General features: G+C 56.6%; 14 protein-coding genes. 9 read left to right on the plus strand and 5 right to left on the minus strand.

Annotated features, from left to right (window positions below):
* Nucleotides 1-46: 46 nt before the first annotated feature.
* The 4 genes from BLR44_RS12690 to BLR44_RS12705 form a co-directional block, all read right to left on the minus strand.
* Nucleotides 47-406 (minus strand): four helix bundle protein, encoded by a 360-nt coding sequence (locus BLR44_RS12690; RefSeq protein ID WP_089682384.1) that lies wholly within the window; start codon nt 404-406, stop codon nt 47-49.
* A 57-nt stretch (nt 407-463) separates the two neighbouring features.
* On the minus strand, nt 464-1,501 hold the full coding sequence (locus BLR44_RS12695; RefSeq protein ID WP_089682385.1) for a sugar kinase: 1,038 nt from the start codon (nt 1,499-1,501) through the stop codon (nt 464-466).
* A 316-nt stretch (nt 1,502-1,817) separates the two neighbouring features.
* Nucleotides 1,818-3,236 (minus strand): glucuronate isomerase, encoded by a 1,419-nt coding sequence (gene uxaC, locus BLR44_RS12700; protein WP_089682387.1) that lies wholly within the window; start codon nt 3,234-3,236, stop codon nt 1,818-1,820.
* Between the two features lie 221 nt (nt 3,237-3,457).
* Nucleotides 3,458-4,708, minus strand: coding sequence for a tagaturonate epimerase family protein (locus tag BLR44_RS12705; protein ID WP_089682390.1), 1,251 nt, complete (start codon nt 4,706-4,708; stop codon nt 3,458-3,460).
* A 379-nt stretch (nt 4,709-5,087) separates the two neighbouring features.
* Between BLR44_RS12705 and BLR44_RS12710 the strand changes: the two genes are divergently transcribed.
* The 6 genes from BLR44_RS12710 (at nt 5,088) to BLR44_RS12735 (ending at nt 11,045) form a co-directional block, all read left to right on the plus strand.
* On the plus strand, nt 5,088-7,544 hold the full coding sequence (locus BLR44_RS12710) for a TonB-dependent receptor (RefSeq protein WP_089682392.1): 2,457 nt from the start codon (nt 5,088-5,090) through the stop codon (nt 7,542-7,544).
* Between the two features lie 90 nt (nt 7,545-7,634).
* Entirely contained in the window at nt 7,635-8,459 is an 825-nt protein-coding gene (locus tag BLR44_RS12715) for a DUF4249 domain-containing protein (RefSeq protein ID WP_089682394.1), read from the plus strand.
* Nucleotides 8,460-8,569: 110 nt separating this feature from the next.
* Entirely contained in the window at nt 8,570-9,337 is a 768-nt protein-coding gene (locus tag BLR44_RS12720) for a LytR/AlgR family response regulator transcription factor (protein ID WP_089682396.1), read from the plus strand.
* 12 nt (nt 9,338-9,349) lie between these two features.
* The gene (locus BLR44_RS12725) at nt 9,350-9,892 is read left to right on the plus strand and encodes a GNAT family N-acetyltransferase (protein ID WP_089682398.1); all 543 of its coding nucleotides are present in this window, start codon (nt 9,350-9,352) and stop codon (nt 9,890-9,892) included.
* Between the two features lie 18 nt (nt 9,893-9,910).
* Entirely contained in the window at nt 9,911-10,381 is a 471-nt protein-coding gene (locus tag BLR44_RS12730) for a YdeI/OmpD-associated family protein (protein ID WP_089682400.1), read from the plus strand.
* A gap of 118 nt (nt 10,382-10,499) precedes the next feature.
* On the plus strand, nt 10,500-11,045 hold the full coding sequence (locus tag BLR44_RS12735) for a DUF1697 domain-containing protein (RefSeq protein WP_089682402.1): 546 nt from the start codon (nt 10,500-10,502) through the stop codon (nt 11,043-11,045).
* Between the two features lie 11 nt (nt 11,046-11,056).
* On the opposite strand, the gene BLR44_RS12740 is transcribed toward BLR44_RS12735, so the two are convergent.
* Complete coding sequence (locus BLR44_RS12740; protein ID WP_089682403.1) at nt 11,057-12,709, minus strand: ATP-binding protein; 1,653 nt, start codon at nt 12,707-12,709, stop codon at nt 11,057-11,059.
* A 488-nt stretch (nt 12,710-13,197) separates the two neighbouring features.
* On the opposite strand from BLR44_RS12740, the gene BLR44_RS12745 reads away from it, so the two are divergent.
* The 3 genes from BLR44_RS12745 to BLR44_RS12755 all read left to right on the plus strand — a co-directional run bounded on the left by BLR44_RS12745 (nt 13,198) and on the right by BLR44_RS12755 (nt 16,775).
* Nucleotides 13,198-15,150, plus strand: coding sequence for a M1 family metallopeptidase (locus tag BLR44_RS12745; protein WP_089682406.1), 1,953 nt, complete (start codon nt 13,198-13,200; stop codon nt 15,148-15,150).
* A 159-nt stretch (nt 15,151-15,309) separates the two neighbouring features.
* Entirely contained in the window at nt 15,310-16,071 is a 762-nt protein-coding gene (locus tag BLR44_RS12750) for an RNA polymerase sigma factor (protein WP_089682408.1), read from the plus strand.
* A gap of 266 nt (nt 16,072-16,337) precedes the next feature.
* Nucleotides 16,338-16,775, plus strand: a complete 438-nt coding sequence (locus BLR44_RS12755; RefSeq protein ID WP_089682410.1) for an Hsp20/alpha crystallin family protein — start codon at nt 16,338-16,340, stop codon at nt 16,773-16,775.
* Nucleotides 16,776-16,832 lie beyond the last annotated feature (57 nt).

Consider the following 16,832-nt stretch of genomic DNA (forward strand, 5'->3'; position numbering starts at 1 on the left):
GTAAGTTGGGATGTCCGGAAAACCGAAGGACCGGAGTCCGGAGCGGTTAAAAGTGTTCTTTTCTAATTTGAATGTATTTGCTCAGCATCGCCGACACTTTGCGCGTATGCGCTATTAAGGCACCTCCCACTTCAGGTGAGAGGATGCCTATGTCGATTGCGATGTAAAGCTGGGTACGCAGTTCGCCACAGGACGCCCGGGCAATGGTCAGGAAACGAACGAAGTCCTGATTCGAATTCCGCTCAAATCCTTCCGCTATGTTGGAAGGTACGGATACGCTGGCGCGCTGCATCTGATCCCGTAGTCCGAAATCACGACAGCCTGCCAGCGCCTTGTACATGGCGACGCTCAACTGCACCCCTTCCTTCCACACGTCCAGGTCCTCGAACCGCTGAATCTTTGCCATCTTCGTTCGTTATCCGGCCTCCGGACTCCTGTAGTCCTGCCTCCCCGCTAGCGCTAGCTAGCGCGATACCCGTCCGCTGGCGTCGCCGCTCATCAGCTTTTCTACTTCGTCGGCAGTGACGAGGTTGAAGTCGCCTTTGATCGTGTGCTTGAGGCAAGAGGCCGCCACGGCGAAGTTGAGGGCATTCTGGTCGTTTTCGGGGTAGGTCAGCAGGCCGTAGATGAGCCCCCCCATGAACGAGTCGCCCCCGCCCACGCGGTCCACAATGTGGGTGATCTGGTAGGTCGGCGATTCGTAAAGTTTCTGGCCGTCCCACAGAACACCCGCCCATGAGTTGTGGTTGGCGTTGATTGAGCCGCGCAGGGTGATGATCACCTTCTTGGCCCGGGGGAATTTCGCCATCAGCTGCTTGCCGACCGACTCATAGGCCGCGCCTTCCACGTGTCCGGCCGTGACGTCGACGCCTTCCGGATGGATGTCAAACACCTTTTCGGCGTCTTCTTCGTTCCCCAGAATCACGTCGCAGCCTGCCACCAGTTCGGGCATGACCTCACCGGCTTTTTTGCCGTATTTCCACAGGTTTTTGCGGTAGTTCAGGTCGGTCGATACCGTGATGCCTTTGGCGTTGGCCGCTTTGATGCCCTCCAGGCAGGCGTCGGCTGCTCCCTGAGAAATGGCGGGGGTAATGCCGGTCCAGTGGAACCACTCGGCGCCGTCCAGTACCTGATCCCAGTCGATCATGCCGGCTTTGATTTCCGAGATGGCCGAATGCGCCCGGTCGTACACCACTTTACTGCCCCGGCTTACCGCGCCGGTTTCCAGAAAGTAAATGCCGACCCGGTCGCCGCCACGCAGGATTTTGCTCGTGTCGACGCCGTATTTGCGCAGTTGCATGATGGCCGCTTCGCCGAGGTCGTTTTTGGGCAGGCGAGTCACAAACGCCGCATCGAAGCCATAATTCGCGAGCGAAACCGCTACGTTGGCTTCGCCGCCGCCGTAGGTCGCCTCAAAGCTTTCGGCCTGGGAAAACCGCAAATATCCCGGCGTGGCCAGCCGGAGCATAATCTCACCAAAGGTGACTACTTTTTTAGACATGGGTTGTGTGTATTGAGTTACTGGGTTATTAGGTTAATGCGTAATTTTAGTTTTGTTTCAGGACGCGTTATCGCCTTCGTCAAAAGCGCAGCGATCGTGCGCTGTCCCTTCTGACACAGAGCGGTGTGCCTGACACGCGAACAGGAGAAAATTTACTTCCTGATGGTGATAGCGTCCAGATTCTTCAGCGATCTTGTCGGTCATCGGCCTTGTTCTTTCTGCAAGCATTTTGGGAAGCGAAGCCTTTTCTCAACGTAGGGCTTTCTTGCTTCTCAAAACGTTTCGTCCGGAAACCGATTAACCTCTCAACCGATCACTAAAATCCAAAGAACTCGTTGGCGTTTTTGTAACAGACGCGCTCGACCAGTTGGCCGATCCAGTTGATTTCGGAGGCAGGCAACAGGCCCGCTTCCACGTCGTCGCCCAACAGGTTGCAGAGGATGCGGCGGAAGTAGTCGTGCCGCGGGTACGAAAGGAAGCTGCGCGAATCGGTCAGCATTCCGACGAAGCGGCTCAGCAGTCCGAGGTGCGAGAGGGCGTTCATCTGCCACTCCATGGCCTCCTTCTGATCGAGGAACCACCAGCCCGAGCCGAACTGCATCTTGCCGGCGATGGACCCATCGTTGAAATTGCCCATCATCGTGGCGAACATGTAATTGTCCGACGGGTTCAGGTTGTAAACAATGGTCTTGGCCAGTTGGTCGTTGTTGTCCAGCCGCGAGAAGAATTTCGACATCGCCTGCGCCTGTGAAAAATCGCCGATGGAATCGAAGCCGGTGTCGGGTCCGAGCGTGCGCATCATGCGCTGGTTGTTGTTCCGCAGCGCGCCGAGGTGGAACTGCTGCGTCCAGCCTTTGCTGTGGTCGAGCAGCGCCAGTTCGAACAGGATGGCCGATTTCAACTTGCCGATCTCCTCTTTCGAGAGCGACTGTCCGCCACGCACTTTGCTGAACAACTGCCGCGCTTCGGCATCGGTGTAGTCGTCGGCATAGATCTGCTCCAGACCGTGGTCGGATAGTTTTCCGCCCATTTCGGCAAAGAAGTCGTGCCGCTTTTTGAGGGTTTCCAGCAGATCGTCGTACGACTGGATGTCCATTCCGGCGGCGGCGCTCAGCTTTTCGAGGTAGGCGTTGTAAGCCTCGGCATTTTCGACCGCCATTGCTTTATCGGCCCGGAACGTAGGCAGCATTTTGGTGCCGAAACCGTCTTCCCTCACCTGCTTGTGGTAGTCGAGCGAGTCGGCCGGATCGTCGGTCGTGCACACCACCCGCACGTCGAAGTATTCCATGATACCCCGCGCGCGGAATTCCGGCGTCTGGAGCTTTTCGGTACACGCGTCGTAGATGCTCCGCGCCGTTTCGGGCTTCAGGATGCGTTCTACGCCAAACGGACGCTTCAGTTCCATGTGCGTCCAGTGGTAGAGCGGGTTGCGCATCGTGTAGGGAACGGTCTCGGCCCACTTTTCGAACTTGGCGTAGTCGTCGGCATCGCCAGTGCAATAGCGCTCGTCGATCCCATTGGCCCGCATGGCCCGCCACTTGTAGTGGTCACCCGCCAGCCAGATCTGCGTCAGGTTCTTGAACTGCCGGTTTTTGGCCACTTCTTCGGGCGGCAGGTGGCAGTGGTAGTCAATGATGGGCTGCTCCTTGGCAAAGTCGTGAAACAGCGCCCGTGCCGTCTCGGTATGCAGCAGAAAATCCTCGTCCAGAAAGGCGGGGTGTAAGGTGGTATCCATGGTATTGGGGTTTCAGGTCAAGCGTCGAAGGTGACTGGCGAAGGCTCCGTACGGGCCACTAGCCAAGGTTAAACCTAGGGAATCTGCGGTAAGGCTGATTCATGCGACGGTTATTTTTTTATGCAAACGATCCCGGGATCGTTTGCAGATTCGAGTCTCAAAGTTGCGTTTTCACTTGGTAAGAACAGCGTCAGGGCGATTCATAACCACATTTCTCCCGATTATTTTCCCAGAAACAGGGGGCGGATGTGCCGCTCCAGCAGGTTGTACGTCACCCGCTTGCCGACCGCCGTGCGGTGTTCTTTCAGCAGGCGGTAGAACTGCTCGCCCCGCTGCGCAGCCAGTTTGTAGGCCGTGTGCATCAGTTGCCGGAAACTGGAATTGAACTGAGGATGGTGGGGGTCGTGCTCCAGGGCGTGAACCATCTGGTCGGCCGACCAGCCGCTAACTTCCTTGGGATCAGGGAGTTTATCGAGCGACACGTCGATCACGTTTGCGTAAGGTTTGGTCAGTTCTTCGTAGTGAGCGTGGGCATATTGGTACATTTCCTTCGTCATTTCCAGCGCCTCTCCGCCTGCCGCCGCCAGTCCGATCAGTTCTTCCAGCCAGGTGGTGCCGGCCGTTTTGAGGTGCACGCCGGCGTCGTGTTTCCGGATGATCCGGTGAATTTCCGGGTACAGCGAAAATTTATCGCTGCCCGTGTGGACGCTGAGTTTCAGGTTCGCGGGCAAGCCGAACTTCTTCACGGCAAAGGCAATCACCGCCACGTCGGCTTCGAATTCGAGCGCAAACTGCTCCACGTTGCCGACGTAATCGACGCCTTTGTTGAACCGGCCCGAGAATTTGGGCGCGATGGTCTGGGCTTTCACATGTTCGCGCGCCAGCATGCTGAGGATGAACAACAACTCCGGCGGCGTCTGCGGGGCGGGCACTTCGTCCATCGACACTTCTGCCACAAAACCGTCTTCGCCTTTGCGCTCTGCGAGGTAGCGGTAAATCTTGCCCGCCTCTTTGGCCGCACCGAGGTATTGCTCGGCCACCTTGCGCAGGAACGCTTCGCTAATCTCAAACGGCACTTCGATGCCCGGAATGGCCAGGTCGCCCACATACTCGAAGTGGGTCATCACAAATTCGTCTACTTCCTGGGGCGATACCGGCTGCCCGATGTAGTCGGCCACGTCGATCGTGAAGAAGTTGGCCTGATCGACAAACGGCTCCACGTTGGTCAGGTTGATGTGGTCGGCGTCCACAAAATAAGGCGCTTCCCAGCCCAGCGCGGCGGTGGCCTCGGCGGCTTCCTGCCAGGTAGCGGCGGGCGTGGAGCCTACAGTCTGATGCTCGCGGTTCGATTTGTTCCAGACCGGCGCAATGTCGGCCCCTTCTTCTTTCGCCCGGACGACGGCCCGAAGCTGCGCTTCGCCCTGGTGGGCAAACCGGTCACCCATTCCGAACGAATACTTTGGAAGTTGCATGCGGTTGAAGTTTTGTAAGTAGAGAGGAGAAAAATGCGATTCATACTCACGTACCAAAAGTGGCCCCTCCCGCTGGCAATAAAAAGCCGACCTCGCCTTTTTTGTACCGGATTCGCGACCATTCGGTGCACATATTTTCCGGTTCATCACGTGATTTACCAGGCTCCTCTTATTTCGTTTCAGGCCCATGCGGTACTGCCTTACCTTTGGGTCACTAATCTCTTTCGAAGCCATGGTCGTCTCGTTGCTGTTCTTCTTGTTAGTCGGGTTGCTGCTCCTTACCCACCTGGTGCGGCGGCCGTCCTGAGTGCAGCGACCACCCACCGCATTCCATCCCCTTCTTACGCTCTTTCGTTACCACATTGAACCTTTCTTCATCATGAAACAAGTGATGTTACTCATTATGGCCCTTCTGTTCGGAGGGGCTGCTTTCGCGCAGGGAACCGCCCCCCAGGAGACACCCGGGACCGGCACCCGCGTTGCCAACCCGGCGAAAAAAGTCACGCTGAGCGGCTACATCAAAGACGCCCGCAGCGGCGAAGTGCTGATCGGCGCCACGGCCTTCATCCAGGAACTGGAAAACGGGGCCGTCACCAACGTCTACGGCTTCTACTCCCTCTCGGTCGAACCGGGCACCTACACGGTGATCTACAGCTACGTAGGCTTCCAGAACCAGACCCGGACGGTCGACCTGACCGCCGACCTGACGGTCAACATGGAGCTGCGCGAACAGGAAACCCAACTGGACGAAGTGGTGGTATCGGCCGAACGGCTCGAAAACAACCGCGTGGAGCAGGTCGAGATGAGCACCGCGAAGCTGAGCATGCAGCAGGTAAAGAAAATGCCGCAGCTGATGGGCGAAAACGACATCATCCGCAGCATTCAGCTCCTGCCCGGCGTCAGCAGCGTGGGCGAAGGTGCCTCGGGATTCAACGTGCGCGGAGGCTCCATTGACCAGAATCTGATTCTGCTCGACGAAGCGCCCGTCTACAGCTCGTCGCACCTGTTTGGCTTCTTCTCCGTCTTCAACGCCGATGCCATCAAAGACGTAAAGCTCTACAAAGGCGGCATTCCGGCCCCGTACGGCGGACGCCTCTCGTCGGTACTGGACGTGCGGCAGCGCGAGGGCAACATGAAACAGTTCGAAGGCAGCGGCGGCATTGGCATCATCTCCAGCCGCCTGACGCTGGAAGGACCCCTGAAGCGCGACAAGGCTTCGTTCATCGTGTCGGGACGGCGCTCGTACGGTGACCTGTTCCTGAAACTTTCGAACGACCCGGACCTGAACAACAACACGGTGTACTTCTACGACCTGAACGCCAAGGTCAACTGGATCATGAACGACAAAAACCGCTTCTACGTGGCGGGCTATCTGGGCAGCGACGTGCTGAAACCCGGACCTGACTTCTCGATGCGGTGGGGCAACAAAACCGGCACGCTGCGCTGGAACCACCTGTTCAACCAGAAGCTCTTCTCCAACTTCACGGCGGTTTATTCCGACTACGAGTACAACTTCCGCATCAACAACGAGGCCCTGGGATTCGACTGGACGTCGAACATCATCAACTACAACCTGAAGGCGGATTTCATCTGGTATCCTACCCCCAGCAACACCGTCGAGTTTGGTACCAGCACGATCTATTACACCTTCAAGCCGGGCGACTTCCAGACCATTTCGGAGGCCTCTGCCTTTACGCCATTTCAGTTAGACGATCAGTACGCGGTAGAGCCGGCCGTGTACGCCAGCAACGAACAGAAAATCGGCAACCGCCTGACCCTGCAGTACGGGTTGCGGGCCTCGGCTTTCTACCGGCTGGGCGAGGGCACCGCATACATTTACGACCCCAATCATCCGAAGAGCGCAGAAACGATCATCGATACGGTACAGTATGGTCGCGGGGAAGTTATGTCGAAGTTCTGGGGACTGGAGCCACGCTTTTCGGCCAATTACAAACTGAACGACCAGAGTTCGTTGAAGCTCAGCTACAACCGGATGCGGCAAAACATCCACCTGATTTCCAACACCACCGCCGCCACACCGCTCGACGTCTGGTCGCCGGCCGGGCCGCACATCAACCCGGCCCTGGCCGATCAGATCGCGGCGGGCTACGTCCGCAACTTCGACGAGAATCGCTACGAATTTTCGGTCGAAACCTACTACAAATACTTCCAGGATCTGGTCGATTACCGCGATGGCGCAGAGCTGCTTCTGAACCGGACGCTGGAGGCCGATCTGTTGCGCGGCGACGGACGGGCCTACGGCGTGGAACTTCTCCTGCGGAAACAGGAAGGTCGCCTGACAGGCTGGATTGGCTACACGCTCTCGCGCTCCGAACGTCTGGTGACGGCGGCCATGAACGGCGACCGGGGATTCACCCCGCAGGAAAAAAAGGAAATCTCGATCAACAATGGCACCTACTACCCGTCCAATTGGGATAAAACGCACGATGTGACCGTAGTGGCGGCGTATCAACTCTCCGAAAACTGGAGCATTAACTCGAACTTCTCGTTTATGACCGGACGCCCCATTACGTTTCCTAACGGCCGAGCAGAATGGGAAGGCGTAGTATTTCCTGTGTATGACAACCGGAACGGCGCGCGCACGCCGGTCTACCACCGTCTCGACTTTGGCGCGACGTGGGAACGCCCGAACGACGAAAACAAGCGGTTCCACAGCAGCTGGACCTTCTCGCTGTACAACGTCTACGCCCGGCGCAACCCATATTCCATCTATTTTCAGCAAGTGCCCGACGGCGATGCGTTCCAGACCCAAGCCTACCGCCTTTCGATCTTCGGCAGTGTCATTCCTGGCATCACCTGGAACTTCAATTTCTAACTGCGAACCCAACAGCACGCCAGCGGGTCCCTGTTCTTTCAAGCTCACCCGTCACGCGATCCATCCCTCTACGACCTTATTGATAAAGACATGAAATTGCTTCACTATATTTTGCCGCTGGTGGCACTGACCGGCGTCGTTTCCTGCACCGACGAAATCGACCTTGACCTGCCCGAAGGCGAAACCCGCCTGGTGGTAGACGGGCACATTACGAACGTCCTCGACTCGCAGACGGTCAAACTGACCACCACAGCCTCTTACTTTTCGGGGCAGCCCACGCCCCCCGTTACGGGAGCGACCGTCTGGCTGTCGGACGAAACCGGTACGCGCCACAACCTGGCCGAGACCCGTTCGGGTGTTTACCAAAAGTACTTCGCGGGGGACACCAACCGGACGTATGTACTTCACATCGAAACGGCCGAAGGACGCGTGTATGCCTCGGCACCGGAACTGTTGCACCCGGTGGCTCCGATCGATACCCTGACGTACGTGGACGAAGAAGAAGTGCCTTTTGGGGACCCAGGGTTTTACCTGATGATCAACGCTCAGGAACCTGGCCATACGCAGGATTTCTACCGCTGGCGCTACTACGTCAACGATACCTTGGTGACCGACCCTTCCGAACAGATCTACGCGTCCGACGAATTTGTAAACGGCAATCCCATTGTAGATTTCCAGATCAGCTACGAGCCCGTACAAGTGGGCGATTACGTCCGGGTGGAACAGATGAACATCTCGCGCGCCCTTTACGAGTACCTGACCATCCTCTACCAGCAAACGTCGGGAGGCGGCCCTTTCGACACGCCCCCGGCCCCGGTGCCGAGCAACGTCCAGAACGTGAACGATCCCAACGAACGGGTCTTAGGCTTCTTCTACGCCGCGGGCATCACCGAAGCATCCACCGTAATTGAATGAGGCGCGGAGCGTTGTGCGCCAGGCGTTTTCCACCTTCAGCGTCGGTCCTGTGCTTGTGTCTTCTTATGCAATTTGCCAATTTGTAATTTCTAATTCCCCTCTTCCCGCCCATGCACGTGCTCCTCATTGAAGACGAGGCCATTGCCGCCGAAAAGCTGGCCCTTCTTATTCACCGCCACGACCCCACCATCACCATTCTGGCGACCCTCGATTCGGTCAAGAGTGCCGTGGTCTGGCTGCGGGCCAATCCGGCTCCCGACCTGATTTTCCTGGACATTCACCTGTCCGACGGCCAAAGTTTCGACATTTTCCAGCAGGTAGAGGTGCACGTACCGATCATCTTCACCACGGCCTATAACGAGTACGCCATCAAGGCCTTCGAGGTCAACAGCATCGACTACCTGCTGAAGCCGATCAAGCCGGAAGATGTGGCACGGGGACTGGAAAAGTACGAGAGCATCCGGCAGGAATGGCAGCAGCAGTCGCCGTTCCACTACCAGGAGCTGGCCGAACTGATCAACAAACCGACGCAGGCGGCTTACAAACAGCGGTTTCTGGTGAAAGTGGGGACCAAGATGTTCTCGATTCACGTCGACGAGATTGCCTATTTCTATACCGCCGACAAAACGGTCTACCTCATGACCCGCGACGGACGCCACATCCCCATCGATTATTACCTCGACCAACTGGCGAACCTGCTCGACCCGCAGGTATTCATCAAAGCCAACCGGCAGTACATCCTGCGCCACGACGCCATCGAAAGCATGCACACCTACAGCAGCAGCCGCGTCAAGGTCAAACTCATTCCGGAAGAGCCGCGCGAAGTGATCATCAGCACCGACAAGGTGCCCCAGTTTAAAGAGTGGCTGGACATGTGAGCCAACACGACGATGTCACTTCTGCTGCACGGCACCGACATTGCACTGCGCCCCGCTACCCGGCAGGACAGGCACCCTATTTTCGAGTGGCTGGCGCACTCCGACCTGACGCCGCTGATGCTCGGCCCTCCGACCTTTCCTGAGAATCCGGCCCCTACGTGGGTCGAGTTTGTGCACGATTATGCCGCCTCGTACTTCGACGACACCGCGCCTTTGCAGGGGCGTTGTTTTGTGATCGAACGGAATGGCGAAGCCATCGGGCAAATCAACTACAACGCGATTGACCCGGAACGCCGGGCGACTGAGCTGGACATCTGGCTGGCACACAGCCGGCACGCCGGAAAAGGATACGGCCCAGATGCGATCCAGACCCTTTGCACTTACCTCGCTGAAACGTTCGGTTGCCGGGATGTCTACCTCGCACCTTCGCGTCGCAACGCGGGGGCCGTGCGCGCTTACGCAAAAGCGGGATTTGCGGAAACGCCCGAAGCGCCGCCCTGGTTCGTACCGGACTATCCGGACACCGTTGTGATGGTCAAACGCCTCCTGCCTTAACGTTACCGTCCACACGCCATGCCCCACGAACACCCTCTGGTCAGTCAGGATTACCTTTTGGAAAAGTTTCCCGGCAAAGGCGGCTGGACCTATGCCGCCATTCCGGAGATTGCGCCGGACCCACACGCGCATTTTGGGTGCGTTCACGTCCGGGGCAGCATCGACGCCTTGCCCATTCCGAACGCGCACCTTATGCCCCTCGGCGACGGGCGGTTGTTTTTACCGGTGCGGCTGGCCATTCGGAAAAAGATCAGGAAGGAAGCAGGCGACTGGGTACGCATCGTGCTGTTTCTGAACGAAACGCCCCTGGAAATTCCCGAAGAATTGCGACAATGTCTGGAAGATGTACCCGAGGCCTACGAGGCATTTCAACGCTGCACCGACCGCGAAAAGAAAGCGTACCTGGACTGGATTTACAGCGCCAAACACGAAGACACGCGCGTAGCGCGCATCGTGCAATTGATCGATCAACTGACACCCGCGTGGTAACCGCACCAGGGTCCGGCTTCGGTCCACGCTTGTTTAGCTCCGGTTCCCTTTACGCGCGTATGCTTTTTGTTTTGCCGACGTGTCTTCTAACTTGCCGGCTTTCCTCTCCGATTCTCTGATGAACACCTACATTGCTATTTTGCGCGGCATCAACGTAAGCGGGTCGCATAAGCTCAAAATGGCCGATTTGCAGCAAGCGTTGCAGGAAGCGGGATATCGACAGGTGCAGACGTATATCCAAAGCGGCAATGTGGTGCTCTCTCACGACACCGCCGAACCCTCGGCGCTGGCCCAGGAAATTCGGGCACTGATGGCGCGGAAATTTGGCTACGAAGTGCCAGTACTTGTGCTGAGTAGCGCCGACTTGCAAAAAGTTTTGTCGGAGAATCCGTTTTTACGCGAGCGCCACGAAGACCCCGCTCCTCTGCACGTCACGTTTTTGTCGGAAGCGCCCTCGGCCGCAGCGCTCACCCGGTTGGAAGGCGTCACCAGCGGCCCGGACGAATACCGCCTGCACGGGAACGTGATCTACTTGTTTTGTCCGAACGGATACGGACGTACCAAGCTGACCAATAATTTTTTCGAACAGAAGCTCCGGGTAACGGCCACGACCCGCAACTGGAAAACCTGCCTGAAGCTGGCAGAAATGGCCACGGCACCGTAAAGTGATTCCGCTTACAACAGTTCCTGAATCACGTTGATCAGGTCCGGCGCTTTGAAGGGTTTGGAGATGTAGTTGTTCATGCCCAACTGCAGGCAACGCTCCCGTTCCCCCACCATCGTGTTGGCCGTCATCGCAACAATCGGCACGTCCAGTTTCATCACGTTGCGGATGTAGGTGGTGGTAGAGTACCCATCCATTTCGGGCATTTGCAGGTCCATCAGCACCACGTCGTAGGCCGAGTTGCCGAGCCGTTCGAGGGCGAGTTTCCCATTGGCGACAACGTCGAGTTGTGCGCCGGCCGACCGAATCACCTTGCGGGCCAGCAGTTGATTCAACTCCGAGTCTTCTACCAACAAAATGCGGAGGTCAGGCCGCAAACTCTTCACGCCCGCCTCTTTGGCAAACGTAGGCGTGGTGGAGGTTTTTCGGAACGGAAGCGTTACCGTAAACTCCGTGCCCTTGCCCAGTTCGCTTTCGCACGTAATGGTGCCTTTGAAAATTTCCACCAACATTTTGGTGATGCTCAGGCCCAGCCCCGTGCCGCCAAACTTGCGGGTGATCTGATCTTCGGCCTGCACGAAGCGTTCAAAAATCTGCTCGACCTTGTCGCTCGAAATCCCGATGCCGGTGTCTTTCACCCGAAACTCGATCTGGTATTCGTCGCCCTGGCGCGAGGCCACTCCGCAGTACAGGTGCACCTTACCTTCCTTCGTAAATTTGATGGCGTTGCCCACCAGATTGACCAGAATTTGCGTCAGACGCGTCGGATCGCCAATGACCCACTCCGGCAATTCACTTTCGATAAAGAGTTTGAGGGACAGATTTTTTTCTTCCGCCTTTTGAGACAAAATCGCTTTGATGTTCTGCGTCAGCGTCTGCAAATTGAGCGGAATGGCCTCCATCACCAGGTTGCCCGACTCAATTTTAGTAAAGTCCAGAATGTCGTTGATGATGGACAACAGGTTATCGCCCGCCATCGAGATGATCCTGACCAGTTCGGCTTGCTCTTCGTTAAGCGTCGTATTTTTCAAGATGTCCGAAAAGCCGATCACCGCGTTAAGGGGCGTACGAATTTCGTGGCTCATGTTCGCCAGAAACGTTTCTTTGGCTTGCTGCGAACGCTCGGCGGTTTCTTTGGCTTGAATCAGGTTCTTCTTTTGCTGATGGAGGGCCGAGACCAGATTCCGGATGTCCTCCATCATGATGTTTTTCGACTTGAGGATCTGCGCCATGTCGGTGATGGTGTCATGCAGCGCAAAATCCGTCAGTTGGAGGTGATTGGCGTTAAAGTGGTCGGCGTCGGTCACCCACGGCGTACCGACAAAGAGGAGTTGAGGCTCTTGCAGGTGACTTAGGGCGATGAGTTGGCCACGAAACGGAAGTTTCCGCTCGGCAATCGTTTCCAGCACCACCACCTGCCGCGTGTAATCGACCATCGACTCCATCCGCAGCTCCATGCTGCGTGGCGTTTTTACCACAAAACGTTCCCACAGCAATTTGCCCACCAGATCGGGCACCAGTTTCTTGATGGAACGGCCGGCATCCACAATGGTCATCTGCGAGTCCACCACGACGAAAAAAGGAAACAACACGTCCAGGTGCTCGTTGGTCAGATACGTAAGGTTATTCGATAAAGTACTGGCTTCCATAGGATTAGCTACCATTCCAAGTAATTAATACATCGCGTTCGGCACTGACGTTCACCGCCCGCCGGCGAACCTATGCCACTTTTCGGCAAGGTCAGGGCACTTCAGGTCGGTGACGCATCAAAGAACGGCTGGTGAGTTGAAGCGGCTGGCGTGCCCTTGCCCCTTCCCCCAGCTGGATCAAGCTCGGCTTTGCCTCCAAAACGCGCCGTGTGTGACTGCGCCTGCCACCAGCCTTAGCAAACCGCTCGATCGAAAAAATCAATGTTTTATCTTCGGATAAAATCGATTCATCTACAATCAAAAGTAAGCATCCACTTCGTACCGAAACGGCTATCGTGGTCCGAAACCTTACACGGCTGTTTTCATAACGCGAGGCGAAAATAAACCGTTAACTCCTTGATAACAAAGCCTCTATCCCTTCGATCTTTCCCGGTTGCCTGACGCATCGCCCCGGGTGAGAAAAGCGCTGGCAGAACGTAGCGAATCTGGTAACTTGCTCTCCCATGCACCGACTCCTCTTTCTGCTGCTTCTACCGCTGGCCACTTTAGCCCAGCCGACGTCTACCCAACGGGAGGCCGCCCAACGGAAAGCCGCTCTGCAAAAAAGCGTGATGACACCCGGCATCGTTTCCGAGACGCATACCGCCCTGATGAATCAGTACGACGTGTTGTTTCACCATTTTGACTTGATGCTGCAACGTACCTCTACCTTTGTGAGAGGCCGTGTCCTGACACGGGCCCGTGTGGTTGCCGAGGGGTTCAATCGGTTTGGATTCGAGTTGCATCCGTCGCTCACGGTCGACTCGGCCCGGGTCAACGGCGTAGTACAACCGGTAAGCCGCAACGAAGCCGAAGGCCTGGTGGTGCTTGATGCGCCGGTGTCGGCCGGTACTGTGCTGGAAGTAGAGATTTTCTACCAGGGTCTGCCGACGGCCACCGGTCAGGCGGCACTGAGCGAAGGCATCAACAACGCCGTTTCGCCCGCGTGGGGCAATCGGGTAACCTGGACGCTCAGCGAACCCTACGCCGCTTACGAATGGTGGCCCTGCAAGCAGGTGCTGGGCGACAAGGCCGACTCGGTCTGGATCGACATCACGACCGACGTCGCCAACAAAGCGGGCTCGAACGGCAGACTCGCCCGCGTGGTGGAACTCGGCAACGGCCAGCACCGCTTCGAGTGGCGCACCCGTTATCCCATTGCTTATTACCTGATTTCCGCCACAGTGGCGCAGTTCGTGGAATACAACCTGTACGCCCATCCGGCCGGAAGTGCCGATTCGGTGCTGATCCAGAATTTCATCTACGATAACCCGGAGACGCTCCCCACATTCCAGGAAGAAATCGACCTGACGGCCGGTTTTCTGGAGCTGTTTTCCACGCATTTTGGGCTCTATCCGTTTTACCTGGAAAAGTACGGACACTGCATGGCCCCCATCAGCGGCGGGATGGAGCACCAGACCATGACGACCCAGGGCTTTTTCACGTTTACGCTGACCGCCCATGAACTGACGCACCAGTGGTTCGGCGATCACGTGACGTGTGCGTCGTGGCAGGACATCTGGCTCAACGAAGGGTTCGCTTCGTACGGCGAATACCTGGCCCTGGAGCACCTCGGTCCCGACACGGCCCGCAGTTGGATGATTGACGCGCATAATTTCGCCCGGCCGTCCGGGGGGAGTGTCTTTGTGACCGACACCACCGACGTAAACCGGATTTTTGATTACCGCCTGAGCTACAAGAAAGGCGGGGCCATTGTCCACACGATGCGTTCGCTGATCCGGAACGACAGCCTGTTTTTTGCGGGCCTGCGTGCTTACCAGGAGCGTTTCGGGGGCGGCGTTGCGTCTGCCGCCGACCTGCATGCCACGATGGAGGAAGTGACCGGCACAGACCTGGACGCTTTTTTTCAGGAGTGGTATCACGGCACGGGCCATCCTACCTACGACGTGCAGTGGAATCAACAGGGCGCCAACTTGGTGCTTTTCGTCACGCAGGGCACCACGGGCAACGTACCGCTGTTTACAACGCCCCTCGAAATTGAGATCCGGCAAGCCGACGGAAGCGATACGCTGGTGCGACTGGAGTTTAGCGCGGGCAGCGAAGTCACCCGAACGTTGAACCTCGGGACCTCGCCCGTTACGGAGGTGGTGGTCGATCCCCACCTGTGGCTGGTGCAGTCGTCGACCGTGCAGAAAAATGAAGTCCTCACCTCGGCCGACGCTGGTGCCGCTTCCGGCTACAAACTCTACCCCAACCCGAGTCACCACGAGTTTCGCCTGGAAATGCCCACCGGTGCGCCGCGCAAAGCCCGCATTTACGACACGCAGGGGCGCGAGTTGAAACGCCTGCGACTTGAGCGGGCATCTCAACAAATCATTTCCGTCGCCGAGCTGGCAGCCGGACGTTATTTTCTCCGCATCGGCGAGACCGTAACCCTTCCGTTCGTGAAAGAGTAGCGCATTTTATTTTTTTGCACGACGTGTCACTCAAACCTGGCGATTGCCCTTGCTTTGGGTGTCATCCGTTTTATAAATTTAGCCGTATAAAATGAGTGACTACCCCCTGGGTGTATGCTCGCTCAAAAAGCTAGTATCGGTTTGTAAAACGTAAAAGCAATGGAACGGAAACAAGACGATTTTGGCAAATTTTCTGGCGCCACTTCGGAATCTTCGTTGGCGCATCGGAAGCACGAACCTCAGCGGCACGACGTTACGGCCCTGATCGAAGCCGTTTTACCACGCCTGCGCTCTTACCTGGTCCGGCGACTGAACATGGCACACGCCACCGGGGCGCTGTCCAAAAGTGACTTACCCGCCGAAGAAATTCTCAACGAAGTTTACCTCCAGTTGTTCGAGCGCGTTGAGCCTACCGTCACGCCCGACGCCCTGACGACCTGGGCCTATCAGGTGGCCGATCACGTATTGGAAGAAGCCCTGCACGAAAAAAGATTTGAGCGAAAGCACCGCATCCATTTAGACCAGTTGGCGCTGCAGGAACTCGCTTCGCTCGACGAAGTGTATACCGTAGATGCAGAAGGCACGCTTGTAATGGCAGACGAACTTGACGAAGCGGCCTCCATTCCCCGGCAATACGACCTGGAAAGGATTCTCAAAGACGAAGCGGCCGACCAAGAAATGGAAAGGGCACTGGCCAGTTACGACCGGTCCCTCCTCCACAAAGCGATCCGGCGGGAGTTGCTGCAACTGCCTGAGCTGGAGCGCACGGTATTCGACCTCTTTTGGCTGGAAGAGCTGGAACTGAGCCAGGTAGCGGAGATTCGGCGACTCACCACGGCCGAAACTGAACGCATCCTTGCGAAGGTCACCCAGCAATTAAAAGAGAAACTCGAACGGCGGTTACAGGCTTCCCGATCCTGACACACGGCCGATACGTGCAGGGCACACGGCACGATTTCCACCGAAAAATCGACACTAAAAAACTGTCATTTTTTCACCGTGTCACTGTCATTTTTTAGTCGAATCGTCCACTAAGCTCGGCTGCACTCCACTTGGCACACGGATTGAAAATAGCCCGATCGACATCTCTGATGTTTGTTTGATTTGAGTTACTGGGAAACGGTTGCAGCGACCGGTCGCCGTTTTCCAGCGGTTGTTGAATGGTTTCACACTAAACTTCTGAGAAAATGAACATTGTCAAGAGAAATCCGATTTGGCCTTCTAACACATTTTTTGATGATTTCCTGACCCGGGATTTGTTTTCCTGGCCCGGCTCCATGCATGAAGGCAACACCGTTCCCCGCGTCAACATCCGGGAAACCAACGACGATTTTGAGGTAGAGATGGCCGCACCCGGCATGCGGAAGGAAGACTTCCATGTGGAGTTGAATAACGACATGCTGACGATTTATGCCGAAGTGGCCCAGGCGCAGGACGAGCACGAAGAAGAGCGCTACACGCGCCGGGAGTTCAGCTACCGTTCGTTCAAACGATCCTTCTACCTGCCGAATACCGTTGAGGTGAACAAAATCAAGGCGAAATACCGCGACGGCATTCTCAGTCTGGTTATTCCTAAAAAAGAAGAAGCGAAAACCAAACCCCCGCGGGTCATCTCGATTTCGTAAGCGAGCCGCTCGGGAAAATTATTGCCTGAAGTGCTGTATTGGTCATCGTTGAAAAGG

Origin of the sequence: Catalinimonas alkaloidigena (assembly GCF_900100765.1) — a bacterium.
GTDB classification, from domain to species: Bacteria; Bacteroidota; Bacteroidia; order Cytophagales; family Flexibacteraceae; genus Mooreia; species Mooreia alkaloidigena.

Coding starts and splice junctions, on each gene's coding strand:
- BLR44_RS12745 (WP_089682406.1), top strand. CDS start 13,198: ATGCACCGACTCCTCTTTCTGCTGCTTCTACCGCTGGCCACTTTAGCC.
- BLR44_RS12735 (WP_089682402.1), top strand. CDS start 10,500: ATGAACACCTACATTGCTATTTTGCGCGGCATCAACGTAAGCGGGTCG.
- uxaC (WP_089682387.1), bottom strand. CDS start 3,236: ATGGATACCACCTTACACCCCGCCTTTCTGGACGAGGATTTTCTGCTG.
- BLR44_RS12730 (WP_089682400.1), top strand. CDS start 9,911: ATGCCCCACGAACACCCTCTGGTCAGTCAGGATTACCTTTTGGAAAAG.
- BLR44_RS12720 (WP_089682396.1), top strand. CDS start 8,570: ATGCACGTGCTCCTCATTGAAGACGAGGCCATTGCCGCCGAAAAGCTG.
- BLR44_RS12715 (WP_089682394.1), top strand. CDS start 7,635: ATGAAATTGCTTCACTATATTTTGCCGCTGGTGGCACTGACCGGCGTC.
- BLR44_RS12710 (WP_089682392.1), top strand. CDS start 5,088: ATGAAACAAGTGATGTTACTCATTATGGCCCTTCTGTTCGGAGGGGCT.
- BLR44_RS12750 (WP_089682408.1), top strand. CDS start 15,310: ATGGAACGGAAACAAGACGATTTTGGCAAATTTTCTGGCGCCACTTCG.
- BLR44_RS12695 (WP_089682385.1), bottom strand. CDS start 1,501: ATGTCTAAAAAAGTAGTCACCTTTGGTGAGATTATGCTCCGGCTGGCC.
- BLR44_RS12725 (WP_089682398.1), top strand. CDS start 9,350: ATGTCACTTCTGCTGCACGGCACCGACATTGCACTGCGCCCCGCTACC.
- BLR44_RS12690 (WP_089682384.1), bottom strand. CDS start 406: ATGGCAAAGATTCAGCGGTTCGAGGACCTGGACGTGTGGAAGGAAGGG.
- BLR44_RS12740 (WP_089682403.1), bottom strand. CDS start 12,709: ATGGTAGCTAATCCTATGGAAGCCAGTACTTTATCGAATAACCTTACG.
- BLR44_RS12705 (WP_089682390.1), bottom strand. CDS start 4,708: ATGCAACTTCCAAAGTATTCGTTCGGAATGGGTGACCGGTTTGCCCAC.
- BLR44_RS12755 (WP_089682410.1), top strand. CDS start 16,338: ATGAACATTGTCAAGAGAAATCCGATTTGGCCTTCTAACACATTTTTT.